The organism is Streptomyces subrutilus (assembly GCF_008704535.1).
Classification (GTDB): Bacteria; Actinomycetota; Actinomycetes; order Streptomycetales; family Streptomycetaceae; genus Streptomyces; species Streptomyces subrutilus.
Map to the genome: position 1 here is coordinate 336,628 of NZ_CP023701.1, position 15,293 is coordinate 351,920.

The 15,293-nt window shown below is 70.7% G+C and carries 11 protein-coding genes and 1 pseudogene; 7 read left to right on the top strand and 5 right to left on the bottom strand.

From position 1 onward, the window contains the following. Window positions 1–669 precede the first annotated feature (669 nt). Window positions 670–2,148: an MFS transporter gene (locus tag CP968_RS01525; RefSeq protein ID WP_150516260.1), complete on the top strand. Its 1,479-nt coding sequence runs from the start codon at window positions 670–672 to the stop codon at window positions 2,146–2,148. Between the two features lie 935 nt (window positions 2,149–3,083). Here the strand turns inward: CP968_RS01525 and CP968_RS01530 are convergent. Then, window positions 3,084–4,229 carry an inorganic phosphate transporter gene (locus CP968_RS01530; protein ID WP_150516261.1) on the bottom strand — a complete coding sequence of 382 codons (1,146 nt, stop codon included), beginning with the start codon at window positions 4,227–4,229 and terminating at the stop codon, window positions 3,084–3,086. Between the two features lie 1,023 nt (window positions 4,230–5,252). Between CP968_RS01530 and CP968_RS01535 the strand changes: the two are divergent. Further along, a pseudogene (locus CP968_RS01535) lies at window positions 5,253–6,146 on the top strand (helix-turn-helix domain-containing protein); the annotation flags it as partial. A 23-nt stretch (window positions 6,147–6,169) separates the two neighbouring features. Here CP968_RS01535 and CP968_RS01540 read toward each other — a convergent pair. The 3 genes from CP968_RS01540 to CP968_RS01550 all read right to left on the bottom strand — a co-directional run bounded on the left by CP968_RS01540 (window position 6,170) and on the right by CP968_RS01550 (window position 9,420). After that, window positions 6,170–7,195 (bottom strand): HTTM domain-containing protein, encoded by a 1,026-nt coding sequence (locus CP968_RS01540; protein WP_150521631.1) that lies wholly within the window; start codon window positions 7,193–7,195, stop codon window positions 6,170–6,172. Between the two features lie 137 nt (window positions 7,196–7,332). Further along, a complete protein-coding gene (locus tag CP968_RS01545; RefSeq protein ID WP_373304147.1) occupies window positions 7,333–8,043 on the bottom strand; it encodes a DUF5819 family protein in 711 nt (236 codons plus the stop codon). 153 nt (window positions 8,044–8,196) lie between these two features. Then, the gene (locus tag CP968_RS01550; protein ID WP_150521633.1) at window positions 8,197–9,420 is read right to left on the bottom strand and encodes an ice-binding family protein; all 1,224 of its coding nucleotides are present in this window, start codon (window positions 9,418–9,420) and stop codon (window positions 8,197–8,199) included. 1,605 nt (window positions 9,421–11,025) lie between these two features. Here CP968_RS01550 and CP968_RS01555 point away from each other — a divergent pair. From CP968_RS01555 to CP968_RS01575, 5 genes are all read left to right on the top strand, one after another. Continuing rightward, complete coding sequence (locus tag CP968_RS01555) at window positions 11,026–11,229, top strand: cold-shock protein (RefSeq protein WP_150516262.1); 204 nt, start codon at window positions 11,026–11,028, stop codon at window positions 11,227–11,229. Window positions 11,230–11,540: 311 nt separating this feature from the next. Next, window positions 11,541–13,052 (top strand): DEAD/DEAH box helicase, encoded by a 1,512-nt coding sequence (locus CP968_RS01560; RefSeq protein WP_150516263.1) that lies wholly within the window; start codon window positions 11,541–11,543, stop codon window positions 13,050–13,052. A 45-nt stretch (window positions 13,053–13,097) separates the two neighbouring features. Beyond that, on the top strand, window positions 13,098–13,502 hold the full coding sequence (locus CP968_RS01565) for a CBS domain-containing protein (protein ID WP_150521634.1): 405 nt from the start codon (window positions 13,098–13,100) through the stop codon (window positions 13,500–13,502). Window positions 13,503–13,553: 51 nt separating this feature from the next. Then, window positions 13,554–13,868 carry an SCO5918 family protein gene (locus tag CP968_RS01570; protein WP_150516264.1) on the top strand — a complete coding sequence of 105 codons (315 nt, stop codon included), beginning with the start codon at window positions 13,554–13,556 and terminating at the stop codon, window positions 13,866–13,868. Window positions 13,869–14,287: 419 nt separating this feature from the next. Then, a complete protein-coding gene (locus CP968_RS01575; RefSeq protein ID WP_150516265.1) occupies window positions 14,288–14,641 on the top strand; it encodes a hypothetical protein in 354 nt (117 codons plus the stop codon). Window positions 14,642–14,934: 293 nt separating this feature from the next. Here CP968_RS01575 and CP968_RS33950 read toward each other — a convergent pair whose 3' ends face one another. Beyond that, window positions 14,935–15,078, bottom strand: coding sequence for a hypothetical protein (locus CP968_RS33950; protein WP_167536741.1), 144 nt, complete (start codon window positions 15,076–15,078; stop codon window positions 14,935–14,937). Between the last annotated feature and the right edge of the window lie 215 nt (window positions 15,079–15,293).

A 15,293-nucleotide genomic window follows, 5' to 3' on the forward strand; every position in this document is an offset into this window, starting at 1 on the left:
CCGGACGCCGCTGCACCATCTGCTCGCACGGCTTCGCTTGCGCCCCGGCGTGTTGCACGGCCCCGACGGTCGGACGGCCGGGTCGTTTTGAGGCGTTCACGAGGACGAGCGACGCCGGATCCGGGCCGGGCGGGCGGCGCGCCATCCGGAACGGCCGAGGGCCGTGAGCAGGGTTTCGCCGCCACGTGAGGCTGCCGCACCCGCCGCCTGACGGCCGCGCCTCCCGGCGTCGCAAGCCGTCGTAGGGCCCCGGCCCTCACCGCCTACGCGGCTGCGTTCGCCGCGCCGCGCCTCCGGTCTCCGACCCCACCGCGGCCGCAGGACGGTCGCAGTCCGCCACTCGGTCTACGGGTGGGGGCTGGGATGTCGTATCGTGGATGAGTTCCTGTGCCGAGTCGTCGGTGGCAGTGATCGGATCTCCTGTTCCTTCTGTGTCGATCTTGAGGTGACGTCCTATCAACCAGGCCGTGTAGTCGTCCGTGTTCCCCACGTGCTGTCGTGACGCACGTGTCCGGGGGCGGACGTCGCGCTTGCCTGAGTTGCGTCACCCTCCCCGCAGTCTTCCTTCCCGGGTGCAGCTCTGCCGTCTGCCCCGGGTTTCGCGTGTCCGGCCCCGGTGCGGCCGTCGGCAGGGCTCCCCGATCCCCTTGGATCAGGAGTTTCCCCGTCGTGTCTTCCTCCGCGCTCGACAACGAGCCGCAGCACACCGCCCGGCCCCCAGCCCACCCCACAGCCGGCCTGTCGAAGATGGGCTCGGCCGCCTGGATCGCGCTCTTGGCACTGCTGGGCGCCGAGCTCATGGACATGATCGACCAGTCGGTCGTCCTGACCGCCCTGCCCGCGATCCAGGAATCGACCGGCGCCGGCCCGGACGCGGTGCAGTGGCTGACCACCGGCTATTCACTGCCCATCGCCGTCGGGCTGATCACCGGCGGTCGCCTCGGCGACCGCTACGGCCGACGCAGGGTCCTCCTCATCGGCACCGTCGTGTTCACCACGGCTTCGCTGCTGTGCGGCCTTGCTGGCGGCGCGGGCGTGCTGATCGGCGCCCGCGGGCTCCAGGGCCTGGGCGTGGCCCTGATGATCCCGCAGATCCTGGCCACCCTCCATGTCACCTTCGAGGGGCAGAACCGCAGCAAAGTGTTCGGCCTGTACGGGGCCGTCATGTCCCTCGCCAATGTCCTGGGCCCGGTGATGGGCGGTCTATTGACCGAGGCCGACCTGTTCGGGCTGTCCTGGCGGCCGATCTTCCTGGTCAACGTGCCCGTCGGCCTCGCCGTGATCCTCCTGGGACGCAGGTTCATCCCCGAGTCGACCGTGAAGAAGGCCGACCGGCTCGACCTGACCGGCATGCTGCTGTCCGCCCTGGCCATCGTCCTGATCGTCTTCCCGCTCACCGAGGGGCACCTCCGTCACTGGCCGCTGTGGTGCTTCGCCCTGCTCGGCGCGGGCCTTCTCGTCCTCGGTGGTTTCCTGCGCCACCAGCAGCGCAAGCAGGGCCGTGCCCCGCTCGTGGCCCTGTCCCTCTTCCGAAGCCGGCAGTTCTCCGGCGGCATGGCCGCGCAGCTGGTGCACGGCCTGCTGTGCGGGCTGTTCTTCATGACCTGGACGCTCTACCTCCAGCGCGGCCTGGGCATGAGCCCCTTCCACGCGGCCCTGGCCTTCGTACTGCTCTCCCTGGGAGAGCTGGCGGGCGCGACGGTCACGGCGAAGACCGGCGGACGCTTCGCCCGCCGGCTGCCACAGGCCGGAGCCCTCATCACGCTCGCCTCGACGGCGGCCTACGGGCTCCAGATCGACGCAGGCCAGGCGGACCTGACCCTGCTCGGGATGACCGCTCCGGTGGTACTGATCGGCTTCGGCCTCGGCATGGTCGGCGGTCCGCTCGCCGACATGTCACTGGCCAGGGTGCCCCACGAGGACGCCGGGTCGGCCTCGGGCCTGTTCAATACCGTCATGCACCTGGGCATCGCCCTCGGTACCGCGCTGACCGCCCTGGTGTTCTTCGCCATCACCGGCGGCTCTGCCGACGCCGGACTCCACCGCGACGCGTTCACTGCCGTACTGCGGTGGGTCGCCAGCCTCCTCGCCCTGATGTGGGCCCTGCTGTTCTGCCTGCCCGAACAGGCCGACAACCAGGCCGACTGAGCCACGCCCGGGCTCCGGCCACCGGCCGGAGCCCGGGCGCCGAACAACCGGCAGCAGCACACCCTGAACCCGGAGCGACTCCAACCCGACCAGCCACGCGCGGCCGGTCGGCGCGCGAGCAGACGGGCGGGCGGGACGCGGGTCACGTGCGGCGCCGCAGCCCCACAATCAACAGCGCCCCACCGAAGGGCGGCACCCCGGGCGACCGGGCAGCAGCCAAAGAAGCGGCCGACAGCGCGGGCGGCTGCCGCGCAGCCCGGACGGGCGGCACCACAGCAGGGTCTTCGAGCGCGGTGGGGTCTACTCGTGGCTGCTCTGGAGCGCCGTCACGGGCTCGCTGCTGCTGGCCGGACACCCGCGTCGGCGCGCGGTGACGGCGGGCGTCCCGGCATGACCCGGGAGACGCAGCGCCCGCCACGAGCGGACGCGGAGCGAAACCGCCAGCTGATCATGCGGACAGCCAGCCGGATGTTCGCGCGGCGCGGCACCCCGGCCCTCTGAACGAGATCGCGCGCGAGGCAGGCATCGGCGTCGGCACGGCGTACCGGCGCTTCCCCGACCTCCAGTCGTTGATCGGCGCCCTGTTCGCCGAGCGGTCCACCACGTTCCTCCACCTCGCGTCGGTGTCCGCGCAGCAGTCGGACCCTGGGCATGCCCTGCGCCACTACCTCCTGGAGGCGGCGGGGTGGCGGTCCGGCGACCGCGCGCTGGAGGTCGTTCTCGCCCGCGCGAGCATGGAGGCGGAGCCGATCCCCCGGATACGCGACGAACTCGCCCGACTCGGCGAGGGCCTGGCGGAACGGGCCGTGGCGGCGGGCGCGGTCCGTGGGGACTTCACCGGCGCCGGCGTGTACGCGTTTCCGTACATGGTCGGCGCCGTGGCCGACCGTACCCACCCCATCGCACCCGGCACCTGGCGCCGCTACGGCCCAGGGTCACGGGCTCTGGTGCTGGGGGACCGAGGAGCGGACCTCCTCGATGGGGGGCGCGTTGACGTTGTCCGGGGTGACGGGTCGTCGGCGGGCGAGGACCGCGAGCAGCGTGGCGCAGGCAGCGGTGACGGTCGCCACCAGGGCGACCCCGAGCCCGCCGCGGTCCGCGGCCGAGGCGGAGAGGGAGCCCAGGAGCGCCGCCGCGGGGAGGGTGAGGACCCAGGAGACGGCGATCCGCCCGGCGACCTTCCAGCGCACGTCCGCCCGGCCGTGGCCGAGCCCTGCGCCGAGGATGCTCCCGGTGCAGACCTGCGTGGTGGAGAGCGCGAACCCCAGGTGCGTCGAGGCGAGGATGACGGTGGCCGCGCTGGTCTCGGCCGCGAAGCCCTGTGCGGGCGCGATGGCGGTGAGCTTGCGGCCCATGGTCCGGATGATCCGCCAGCCGCCCGCGTACGTGCCCAGCGAGATCGCCAGGCCCGCCATGAGCACCACCCACCAGGGCGGGCCCGAACCGGCACCGAGAACGCCGGCGGAGACGAGGGCGAGGGTGATGACGCCCATCGTCTTCTGGGCGTCGTTGGTGCCGTGGGCCAAGGCCACGAGGGAGGCCGAACCCACCTGTCCTACGCGGTACCCGCGTTCGCTCGTGTCCCGGGCCGCCCGCCGGGTGATCCCGTAGGCCAGCCGGGTGGCCGACACGGCCACCACGCACGCGATGACCGGTGAGGCGAGCGCGGGCACCAGGACCTTCTCGTTGACCTCGCCCATGTTGACGGCCGCCCGTCCGGCGCCCGTCCAGACCGCCCCGATCAGGCCACCGAGCAGCGCGTAGGTGGAACTCGACGGCAGGCCGAGGTACCAGGTCAGCAGGTTCCACAGGACGGCTCCGGATAGCCCGGCGAAAATCATCTCCAGGGAGATCTTCGAATCGTCGACGATGCCGCCGGAGATCGTTTCCGCGACCTTCACGGAGAGGAAGGCACCGGCCAGATTGAGTACCCCGGCAACCGTGACGGCCACCCGCGGGGTGAGCGCGCCGGTGGCGACGGAGGTTGCCATGGCGTTGGCCGTGTCGTGGAAGCCGTTGGTGAAGTCGAAGGCCAGCGCCGTCACGATCACCAGTACGAGGAGCAATGTGCCCGAGCCCACCGCCGACCTCCGCAACGCCGCACGCGGCTCCCTGCCCCTCCCGGCCGCAACGGCTGGGGAAGGCCACGCTAGGCGAAGCGCCCTGGCATGTGTTGCTCCGCCACGCACGCCCGTCGATCACAGCGAGCTCCAGGGGTGGGTGACGGGCAGAGACCTTGCCCTCACCCTCCATTTTCCTCTCGGCGACCGTACGGCGGACGCGGCACCACCGGACGGACGCCGCCGGACAGCGGCGGGCGGTACCACGCGCGGACGGGCGGCCGGGCAGGACCGCAGCAGCCCGACCACGACCCCGTCCTGGGCCGTGCCAGGGCGGTCCGGACCGGCCTGGCACGGATGCGGTGCCAGGGCGCCCCGAAGCGGCCTCCGTCTCCTTCCTCCCGGGTCACGCCCGCGCCGTGGACCGGCACCGCCAACCCGGCCGTCGCCGTACGCTCCGGCGTCCCTACCGTTCGCGCACGTTCCGTACCGTCCAGGGACCGGAGCCGAACGTCCCGCTCTGCGGCCATGTCCCTGACCGTAGGCACCATCCCGAGACCTCTGCGGCACATCCACCGGGAAGGAGCCTCAGGCCCGGACCGTTACCGCCCTTGCGGACGCGCTGAAGCTGGACGCGGGTGGTCGCGTAAGGCTGATCCAGTCGGCGCGATCACTGGACGCGTGGTGGGGCTCATCGCCGCCCCGTCTTCACCGCCCCGGGGTTTTCGAACGTTCAGATCCTTCGATCATTTCGCGCTGGGCAGCCGGGGCTGCGGAGCCGACTGCTCCCGGGCTGTCGGGCCCTGTGTGTCGCCCCGAAACGGCGAGGACCGCGGCCGGTCGACGGAAGCGGCAGCGTCCCCGACCGAGCCGCCCCTCGCAGACGCCGGCTCGACCGATGATCGACATGACGGTCCCTGCCGATGCCACCCCCGCTGGCGGTTGCCACACGGGAGAGCGGGCGGATCCCCTGGACGCACCACAGGCGCTCCTGCGCGCGGTGACGCCGCACGGCGGTGCTCGTTGTGCGTCATTGTCCGGCGAATGGATTCGCCTGGGCTCGGCCGCAGGGCTCCTTGCGGCCGGCAGGCGGTGGGAACTGGAGGTAGACCGCCAGCGGCGGCGAACGGGAACCCGACCATCAGGAGGATCAGGCTCGGTGCGGAGCTTCGACGGCTGCGGCTGGTCCGCGGCCTTACGGGAGCGGAGGTTGCGGGCCGACTGATGGTGTCCCAGCCAAAGATCAGCCTCATGGAGACCGGGCGCAGGGCGATCAGCCCGCGCGACGTACGGGATCTGTGCGGTCTGTACGGAGTCGAGGACCAGCAGGTCGTCGACGGGCTGATGCGGATGGCGAGGGAGTCGGGGCGGCCGGGCTGGTGGGTCGCCTACGGGGAGGTGCCCTGCTCGGCCTACATCGGGATGGAGATGGAAACCTCCTCGATCAGCTCCTACGAACCCATGGTGGTCCCTGGGCTGCTGCAGACCCCCGCCTATGCGGCCACGGTCATCGCGGAAACGATCCCGCGGCTCTCGCCGGAACACGTTGCGGCCCGTGTGGAGGTACGGATGCGGCGCCAGCACCGGGCGCACCATCCGGCCCGTCCCTTCCGACTCCGGGTCGTCCTGGACGAATCGGTACTGCTGCGTGTCGTCGGAAGCCCCGACGTCATGCGCGAACAGCTTGAACACCTGAAGCGCCTCGGAGCGCAGCCGCACGTCAGCGTGCAGGTGCTTCCTCACGGTGCGGGGGCCCATCCCGGGCTGTGCGGACAGTTCTCCCTCCTCCGTTTCGCCGACTCCCCCGGGGCGGGGACGGTCCATCTGGAGCGGCTGACGAGCGACCTCTACCTGGAGAAACGATCGGAGGTCCGGAGTTACGGTGCGCTGTACGACCGTCTGCGGGCCCAAGCCCTGGACGCGGAAGGCTCCGAGCACCTCATCGCCCGGGCGGCGATGGCCTATGCGGACCGGGCGGGCGAACCCCCGCCGCACCCGGCCGCGTTCGATCGGGCGCCGGGCGGTGCGGGCTGCCTGCCCTGTGAGGGGACCTTGCCGGGGGCCGAGGAGGCCGGCGGCCAGGGGACCTTACCCCGGCCCGCCCGGCGACACAACGCGGCCAGTGAGGCGTAGAAGCGGTCGGGGAGGAACACGGCGTCCGCCACGATCATCGCGCCGGAGAAAAGGGGCAGTCCCATGATCAACGCGATACCGAGGTGCATCCCCAGCAGCATCACCAGCACCGGATACTTGAGCCTGCCGAAGAGCACGAAGGGAAACGCCACCTGGAGGAGCACAGTGGTGTAAGTGGCGATCGCGATGAGGAGCGGGTACCCGTCCACGAGGTGGGAGAGGGCCGGCCAAGGCCGGAAGAGTTCGAGGTTCAGGACGTAGTGGAGTGCGGTGCCGCCGCCCCAGGAAGTGCCCTGGACCTTGTACAGGCCTGCGGATCCGTACAGGAAGCAGACTTCTGCCGCCATGACGAAGAGTGCGCAGTTGTGCACGACCGTCGTCAGGGTGTCGCGCGCTTCACGGACGGGGTGCGGCGCGCGGCGCGCGTCGTGTGCGGTGGCGCCGGGTGCCCGGGCCGCGCCGCGGCGTTCCCTGCGAGCGTCCAGGGACCAGCGGCGCCCGCACGCGGTGAAGGCGAGGTAGACGGACATCAGCAGGATCAGGTTGTCGCCTCCGTCCGTCATGAAGATCGCCTTGGCATGGAACGAGGTCACCACGACGGCGAAGAGGACGGACACGGCACGGGTCCGCCAGCCCAGCACGAACAGCGCCGACGTGAGGAGGGCGGCCGCGTAGCAGAGTTCGAAGTAGAGGCGACTTTCGGACAGGGCCAGGATGCTGTTCCAGCCCGTCTGGTCGAAGAGCTGCCGGGAGAGCGCGGGTGTCCAGGGGGAATCGGCCCCCCAGATCTCGTGTCGGTGCGGGAACTCGCGCAGCAGGAAGAGCAGGTAGAGCATTCCGTACCCGGCCCGCATGACCGATACCGCGTACAGCGAGACGGGCCGGCCCGTGACGACCGCGAGCCCGCGCTGCGCGCTCGCCCGCACGTTCCTGCCCAGGGTGCCCGACGGCGCGACGGCGCGAGGCCGAGCCGGGATGTTGTGTTCGTCGCTCACGGGGACGTCACCTTCCACCAAGGCAGGAGCCGCTCGTCGGGGGGACCCGGCGGGCGGTGGCCGGCCGCAGCGCCCGGTGCGGCAATGGGCTTCGTGAGAACGCGGAGTTGGATGAAGTCGATGGTGTTCGCCTCGGTATGGGCCTTGACGCGGTCCACGGCGATGTTCCGCAGATAGGTCTGCATCATCACGGCGCGTTCCGAGTCCGCTCCGTCGTTTCCTCCGTGGGTTTCCACGTAGGAGGTCCAGGCCCGACGCAGGAGGTTCTGCGCCGTGTGGCTCGGGAAGGCGTTGTGACGCACGGCGGAATGGTCCACGGCGCTCAGGTCGCTCCATGCACTCACCCGTACCGGACCGCCCGGAGTCGTCTGTGCGGTCCTCGCGAGGATACGCCGGTTGACCGAGTCGGGTTCGGGGGCGAAAAGACGCCAATTCTGTTCGAAGAGGGGGTAGACCCAGGCGTTGATCTGCGGGCCGAAACGGTTCGATACGGAGTTCGCGGGCGCCACGTGGAGGAAAAGCATCAGCACATGGGTCGCAGTAGTGAGCAGGCTCAGGACGACGGCGGTACGGAGCGCCACCGCCAGCACACGGGCACTACGCGATGATCGCCGGTGCGCGGCCGGATCCTCTCGCTGTTCCTGCCGGTCTGGATCAGGTCCGGCCTGTGAGTACTCCTTCACGGCCGCTGATTCGGTGCCGCTCAACTCACCTCACCTGACTTTCTCGTACGGGCTGCTCACGCTCGCCCTTCTGCTTGACCCGGGGGTGTGCGGCGGAGCCGATGGAGGCTCCGCCGCACACCGTGGTCCGGTTCGCGGATTCGTGCGGTCCGCGTCCCGGCCGTCGACGGCCTCGTGCTAGAAGTTCACGGGTTCGGCGCCATAGCCGTGGTGCTCACCGGGCTTGTCGTCGTGGCCGGGCTTGCCCGGGCCTTCACCGTGCTCGTGACCCGGCTTACCCGGACCCTCGCCGTGCTCGTGACCCGGCTTGCCCGGGCCCTCTCCGTGGCCGGGCTTACCCGGACCGTGACCCGGCTTGCCGCCGTGGCCCCCGCCGGTGTTGCCGACGGTGCTGGCTCCGGTCGTGTTGCCCGCGATGTTCCCGGCGACGTTCCCCGACGTGTTCCCGGAGATGTTCCCCGAGGTGCCTCCGGTGACGATGCTGGCGATGGGGCCGCCGAGCAGGCCGCCGCCCGTCGTCACACCGCCGAGGACGCCACCGAGGACGCCGGAGGTGCCGCCTGCCGTACCGCCCGTGGTGCCGGCAGTCGTACCTGTCGTGGTGCCGGTCGTGGTGCCCGTGGTCGTACCGGTCGTCGTACCGCCGATGGTACCGCCGGTCGCGCACGTCCCCAGGAAGATCCGGTTGGTGTCGAGCGAGACGGCGCCGTTGCGAGCCAGGGCCCGGCCCTCGATGTTCGTGCCCGTGGTCACACTGATCGAGGTCAGCGCCATGATCGTCCCGACGAAGGTGGAGTTGGTGCCGAGCGTGGCCGAACTGCCGATCTGCCAGTACACGTTGCACGCCGAGGCACCGTTGGTGAGCAGCACCCGGCTGGACGAGGCCGTGGTCAACGCCTCGGGGATCTGGAACACCCAGACGGCATTGGGATCTCCTCCGGCGTCCAGGATCAGGTCGCCGGTGAGCCCCACACCGGCCACGGCCGTGTGAACCCCGGGAAGCAGGGTGGTGCCCGTGCCGATTCCCGCCGGCAGCGCGAAGTCGGTGGCCTGGCCCGCAGCGTTGTTGTAGGCCACGACCAGGTCGCTCTTGGCCTGGAGGGCAGCAGCATCGGCGGAGTGCACCGCACCCTGCACCAGGCCGGGCGGGAATCCCGTGATGGCCGTGCCCGGATGTACGCCGAGGTCATGACTGATCACGGACGGGCCGGTGTTCGTGACCTGCGAGCCCGCCAGCACGGAATAGCTCGCCGCCGTGGCCAGCGGTACCGGCGTGGCGATCGCCAGTGCCAGCGTCGGGGTACTGGCGACCACGACAGCGGCAACCGTCGCGGCGACACCCGCGGCCAGCCCGCTGGACACAGCGCGGCGCCGGGCCGCTTGAAGGATTCTCAGTTTCATCATGAGGTCATTTCCTTGAGGGGCCGTGGCGTGCCGGGCCCTGCCCGATCGCCCGAAAAGCCTGATGGACGAGACGGCATATCACGCAGTGAATTGCACCGGGCAACGACCGCTGCGGGCACGGAGGGGGCGCAAGGTGGCACAGGACAGCGAAAGATGCGCCGGTAATATCCGAAATCACATGGGAGATCATCGGATATGCGACCTGAACACCACGAGCGCCTACTCCACGCGAGCCACGACCTCTGACTCTCGCGCGATAATCACACCCGCTTACCCGTGGGAAGATTCCGCCATTCTGGCGATTTGAAGAAATCCCGGCGCCGGGTGTGCCTGCCAGGATTTTGCCTCTGCGAGTGGAGTGGATCGCGCTGCTGCGAGCGGGCTGAAGGGGCATGCGCGTCTCCGGAGTGCCAATGCAGCTGTGCGCGCCGCGGTCGCGATGGCAACGCGGCCGAACCGGGCGGCAATAGCGGCGTGCCACTCGTCGACGGCGGACGTGAGCGTGGTGCGCGGCCAGGGCCCAGGACGCGCAGGTCGGTCACCAGCAGTGGTCCGGCGACGCCACCTCTCCCCCGGCCAGGTGCGTGGGGCCGCGCGGGGCAGGGTCGGACATGCTGGCGGAAGAAGCGGTCGGGCCTGCCCGGCTTTTGATCGCCCTCCGCGCCCGGCGGCGCGGCGGCCTGGAGGCGAGCGGCTTCGGTGGCGGCCTCGCGAGAGTCGTCGTGCGCGTGGCAGGTGGCCACACGGCCGCGGCTCCGGCCGTTCAGCCGTCGCGCTGCGACCGTCGGCGACCCCCGGGCGTCTTCGGCTCGCCACGGAACACTGCAGACCATGGCGGCGTTCGATGCCGTCTACCGGCCGGGGCACGATGGCGGCTACGAGGTGCGACGGCGCCGAGGCACTCCTCCCGGTCCTCCGCTACGGCCCTGCCATCACGACCAGCACGGGGCCGGCAGCCGAACTGCGGGCGGGTGGTGGCCACGACGGCCCCGTCGGGGCGGTTGACGGCGTACCGGCTGTCGGCGGCAGACCAAGAGCGGGCGATGGCGAGTGGGGCGGGTAGGGCGGCCATGTGCTCGCGGTCCAGGGGCGAGTCCGGTCTCTTCGACCAGCGCGCCCGGGACCGGGCCTGTCCGGCCGGCCCGGGAGCAGGGAGTCCGGCCCTCGCCGATGCGTCACCGGAGTTGTCGATGGACGCCTTCGATGAGATCGGCACCGCAACAGCCTGGCCGCGGACCGCCCCGCAGGGCGAGGCTGCGGCGGTCAGGACACGCCTCGGCCGACAGCCCAGCCGCTCACGATCGCTGCGTTCGGCACGAATCAATACCTGTCCCGGCGGTCTAAGAATTCAATGGACCTCGCAAGGAGAGTTTCTCTCACCGTGCGTCGGGTGGAAATATTTCACGCACACAACCCGTCGCAGCGTGCTACTGTCGATCTCGGTTGCAGTTTTGGTACCCAAAAACTTCAAGCGACTCGGACCGGCCTCACCTCTGCATCGAGCGCTTCATATTTCCGGTCATTTCCGGGCGGGGCATCATCGCGGCGACACGGTGTCCGCACTGTGCGGACGCTGCTGTACTGCCCCAAAGGAGATATGACATGGCTGCTGGCACCGTGAAGTGGTTCAACGCGGCAAAGGGATTCGGCTTCATCGAGCAGGACGGCGGCGGCGACGACGTCTTCGCCCACTTCTCGAACATCGCCGCCCAGGGCTTCCGCGAACTGAACGAGGGCCAGAAGGTCACCTTCGACATCGCGCAGGGCCAGAAGGGCCCGACGGCCGAGAACATCGTTCCCGCCTGACACTGACGCACATTCTGTAGCTGGGGCCCGCATCCCTCGGGGTGCGGGCCCCAGCTGCACACTTCCCCGCAGTGCGTCCTCCTGCGGGACAAAACGCTGAAGAATGCACCCTCCTTGAGGCTGCATTCGAATAATTTCTCTGGATTTATCGCGTCCGCATGACGCCATCCCGTTCCAGCGCCTGCGCCACCGCTGATTCCCTGTGAGCCAGTTGCGCTTTCGCATTGCATTCGGCCCGTTCCTGTGATTCCCGCACCGCTCTTCCACTGCCGGAATTCCTTGATGGGTGCCGCAATCAAGGAAGGTTCTGAATGAACCCCACACGTACGAACAACCGCTCCTCCTCCCGCAGCCGCACCGGCGGCCCCGCTTTCGGCACTGCCGCCGGTTCGGGTCGAACCAGCCGCTTCGGCTCGTCGGCCCCGAGCCGCTCCGGAGGCCCGAGCCGTTCGAGCGGCCATGGCCGACGGCCCGCGGCCGTGCAGGGCGAGTTCGCGCTGCCGAAGACGATCACGCCGGCGCTGCCCGCGGCCCTGGCCTTCGCCGATCTCGACATGCCCGAGCAGCTGCTCGCCGCCCTCACCGCGCAGGGCGTGAGCGTCCCCTTCCCGATCCAGGGCGCCACCCTGCCCAACACGCTCGCGGGCCGCGACGTGCTCGGCCGCGGCCGCACCGGCTCCGGCAAGACGCTCGCCTTCGGCCTGGCCCTGCTGGCCCGCACCGCCGGCCAGCGCGCCGAGCCGCGCCAGCCGCTCTCGCTGATCCTCGTCCCCACCCGCGAGCTCGCCCAGCAGGTCACCGACGCCCTGACCCCCTACGCCCGCTCGGTCAAGCTCCGCCTGGCCACGGTCGTCGGCGGCATGCCCATCGGCCGCCAGGCCACCGCGCTGCGCGGCGGCGCCGAGGTCGTCGTGGCGACGCCCGGCCGGCTCAAGGACCTCATCGACCGCGGCGACTGCCGGCTGAACCAGGTCGCCATCACCGTCCTCGACGAAGCCGACCAGATGGCCGACATGGGCTTCATGCCGCAGGTCACCGCACTCCTCGACCAGGTGCGCCCCGAAGGCCAGCGGATGCTGTTCTCCGCGACCCTGGACCGCAACGTCGACCTGCTGGTCCGCCGCTACCTGACCGACCCCGTCGTCCACTCCGTCGACCCCTCGGCCGGCGCGGTGACCACGATGGAGCACCACGTGCTGCACGTCCACGGCTCCGACAAGCAGGCCACGACCACGGAGATCGCCGCCCGCGACGGCCGCGTCATCATGTTCCTGGACACCAAGCACGCCGTCGACCGGCTCACCCAGGACCTCCTCAACAGCGGCGTGCGGGCCGCGGCCCTGCACGGCGGCAAGTCCCAGCCCCAGCGCACCCGCACCCTGGCCCAGTTCAAGACCGGCCACGTCACCGTGCTCGTCGCCACGAACGTCGCCGCCCGCGGCATCCACGTCGACAACCTCGACCTCGTGGTGAACGTGGACCCGCCCACCGACCACAAGGACTACCTGCACCGCGGCGGACGCACCGCCCGCGCCGGCGAGTCCGGCAGCGTCGTCACCCTGGTCACCCCCAACCAGCGCCGCGACATGACCCGCCTGATGGCCGCCGCGGGCATCGTCCCGCAGACCACCCAGGTCCGCTCCGGCGAAGAGGCACTGAACCGGATCACCGGCGCCCAGAGCCCGTCCGGCATCCCCGTCACCATCGCCGCACCGGTCTCCGAGCGGCCCAAGCGCAGCGCAACGTCCCGCGGCCGGCGCAGGCCCGTTTCGGCTGCCCGGCGCGTGAGCGCGCGACAGTCCGCCTTCGACGCGGCGGCCTGAGCGCCAGTGATCCGGAAACTGACCCATCTCTGCAGGAGGCACGTGTTGACGCTGGTCCAGATGCAGCAACGCCCGGCGAACGCCCCGGTGGCACCCCGGACGGTGGACGACGTGATGGAAGCGGCCGGCCCGCAAGTCTGCGACGACATGACGGTCGAGGTGGCCTTGGCCGTGATGGCCAGTGCCCGCGCGGACCATCTGCTCGTCTGCGACGAAGACGGCCTGTGCACCGGGCTGGTCACCCAGTCCCAGCTCGCCGCCATCCGCGACAGCGCCGCGTACACGGACCGGGTCCGGCTGCGCGCCGTACTAGGCGATCGCGGGCCGTTCGCCTCGCCGGCCACCACGATGGCCGAGGCGGACCACGCGATGCGCTACCGCAGGCTCGATGCCCTGCCCGTGGTCGACGAGCAGGGAAGCGCGCTGGGCGTTCTCGCCCTTGCACGCTGACTGGCTCGCAGCGGCACGACCGTCCCCTCCTTCTTCTCCCTGTGAGGCATCATGCGCTGCGTCATCGCCCGCTTCCCGTTCGACCTGACCAAGAGCGGTGTCCTGGAGTCCATGAAGGGCGTCAAGCCCGAGCAGGTCTTCGGTGAGTCCGTGATCATCGGCCGACGCCACTATCCCGTCAAACAGGTCGGGCAGGTCGTCACCCGCCAGGACCGCCGTGACTTCAGCGCCGGCGAGGTCGTCCGCGCCATGACCCGGCTCGGCTTCACCTGCCGCAGCCTGCCCCGGGTCGCCACCGTGCCCGCGCGCGTCCTCAGCCCGCTCCAGCGGGCATCCGCGATGCTCGGCGTCCCGGCGACCGTCTGACGGAGAGCCGGCGCGCGCCGCCATCCGAGCAGGGGGCAGCGGCCCGACAGATGTGTGCCTGTCGGGCCGCTGCCCCCTGCTCGGATGGTTCCTCAGGCAAATGTCGGGTCGGTGAGCGGAGCAGCTGAAGTCGCCCACGGCCCAGGCGCTGACCTCCGCGATCGAGACCTGAGCGGGTGACGGTCGGCTGGCGGTGGACGTCTCGCCGTGGTTGCGGCCGGATGCCGATGCCATTTCGGACCCGCTCCCTCTGCCATGGCCTCGGCAGGGGCCTGGGCAAGCACCAGTCGGTCGGCGGCCGACGTCGCCGCCGGTCACTTCGGACGGTCCCTCCGGTCGTCACCCGCGTGGGAAGCCCGTGCTGTCGGTTGCCCCGCGATGATGGTCCCAGCGATCACCGGAGCTCTGGAAGGGAAACCATGGCACACGTCTGGATCATGCGGAACACCGAGGGACAGTACGGCCAGGAGGAGACGTCCGGGCTCGTGCGGGCCGACGCCGTCACCTACATCCGCACCACCGTGGGACGCAAGGTCGTGGTCGCCGATGTCGCCTCGCAGGAAGTCGTGACGCTGGCGGACGAACAGGACGGCGTCCAGCACGGACGGCCACCACTGCCCCGGAACTTCCACACCCAGCTCTTGGCCCGCCTCAACGACCTCCGCCAGAGCGTCCTGGGCGACGACGACGAAGACCGGTTCGTCACCGCGGAGATCCGGGAGGGAAACTGGGTCTGGGCCACCTACACGTTCTCCGAACTGCCACAGAACTGACACCGCCCGAACACTCCGAGACCCCGAACACTCCGAGACCCGCGCTCGCCGGCGCTTGCGCTCGTCGGCCGCCCGCGCGCGACCACGACGGCGATCTGAACGACGCCGTCGCCCGTCCGAACCGGCGCGGCGAGAGGCCCGCGGGTCCGTCCGCCCCGGCCGCTGCCGCCGTGCGCGAACCCGTGTCGGCCCTGTGGGTGCCGCGGGCGTCGACGCAGCCGCCCTGAGGCTGTCGGCGACGCTCCAGTCCCGCCGTGATCAGCATGGCGACGACCGGATCGCAGACCGTCAGGTCATGACCAGTTCTGGCGGGCCATGCGGTCGGCGTATGCGTAGCTGTTGCGGGGGAACTGGTCGCACGGGGCCGCGGACGGGGAGGCCGTGATGGTGAAGACCGCGGCAGCGGACAGCGCGAGGAGGACCAGAAGGCGACGCATGGTGCTCCCTGCCACCGCTGCGCCTTTCGGGTGAACAGGGCTCGGCCATCGGGCATGTTGCGGAAGGCGGCCATGACGCGGCCGGTCCAGGAGCCGGAACATGGGCTGCCGGGCCGCCGGTGGGGCGGATGGTGCGGTTCTCTCTCCGGCTGAGCAGTCATGGGTGCCCGTGACCGCGGGTGGGGGCTGGCGGGGGTGCTTGCCTCTGACGAGGG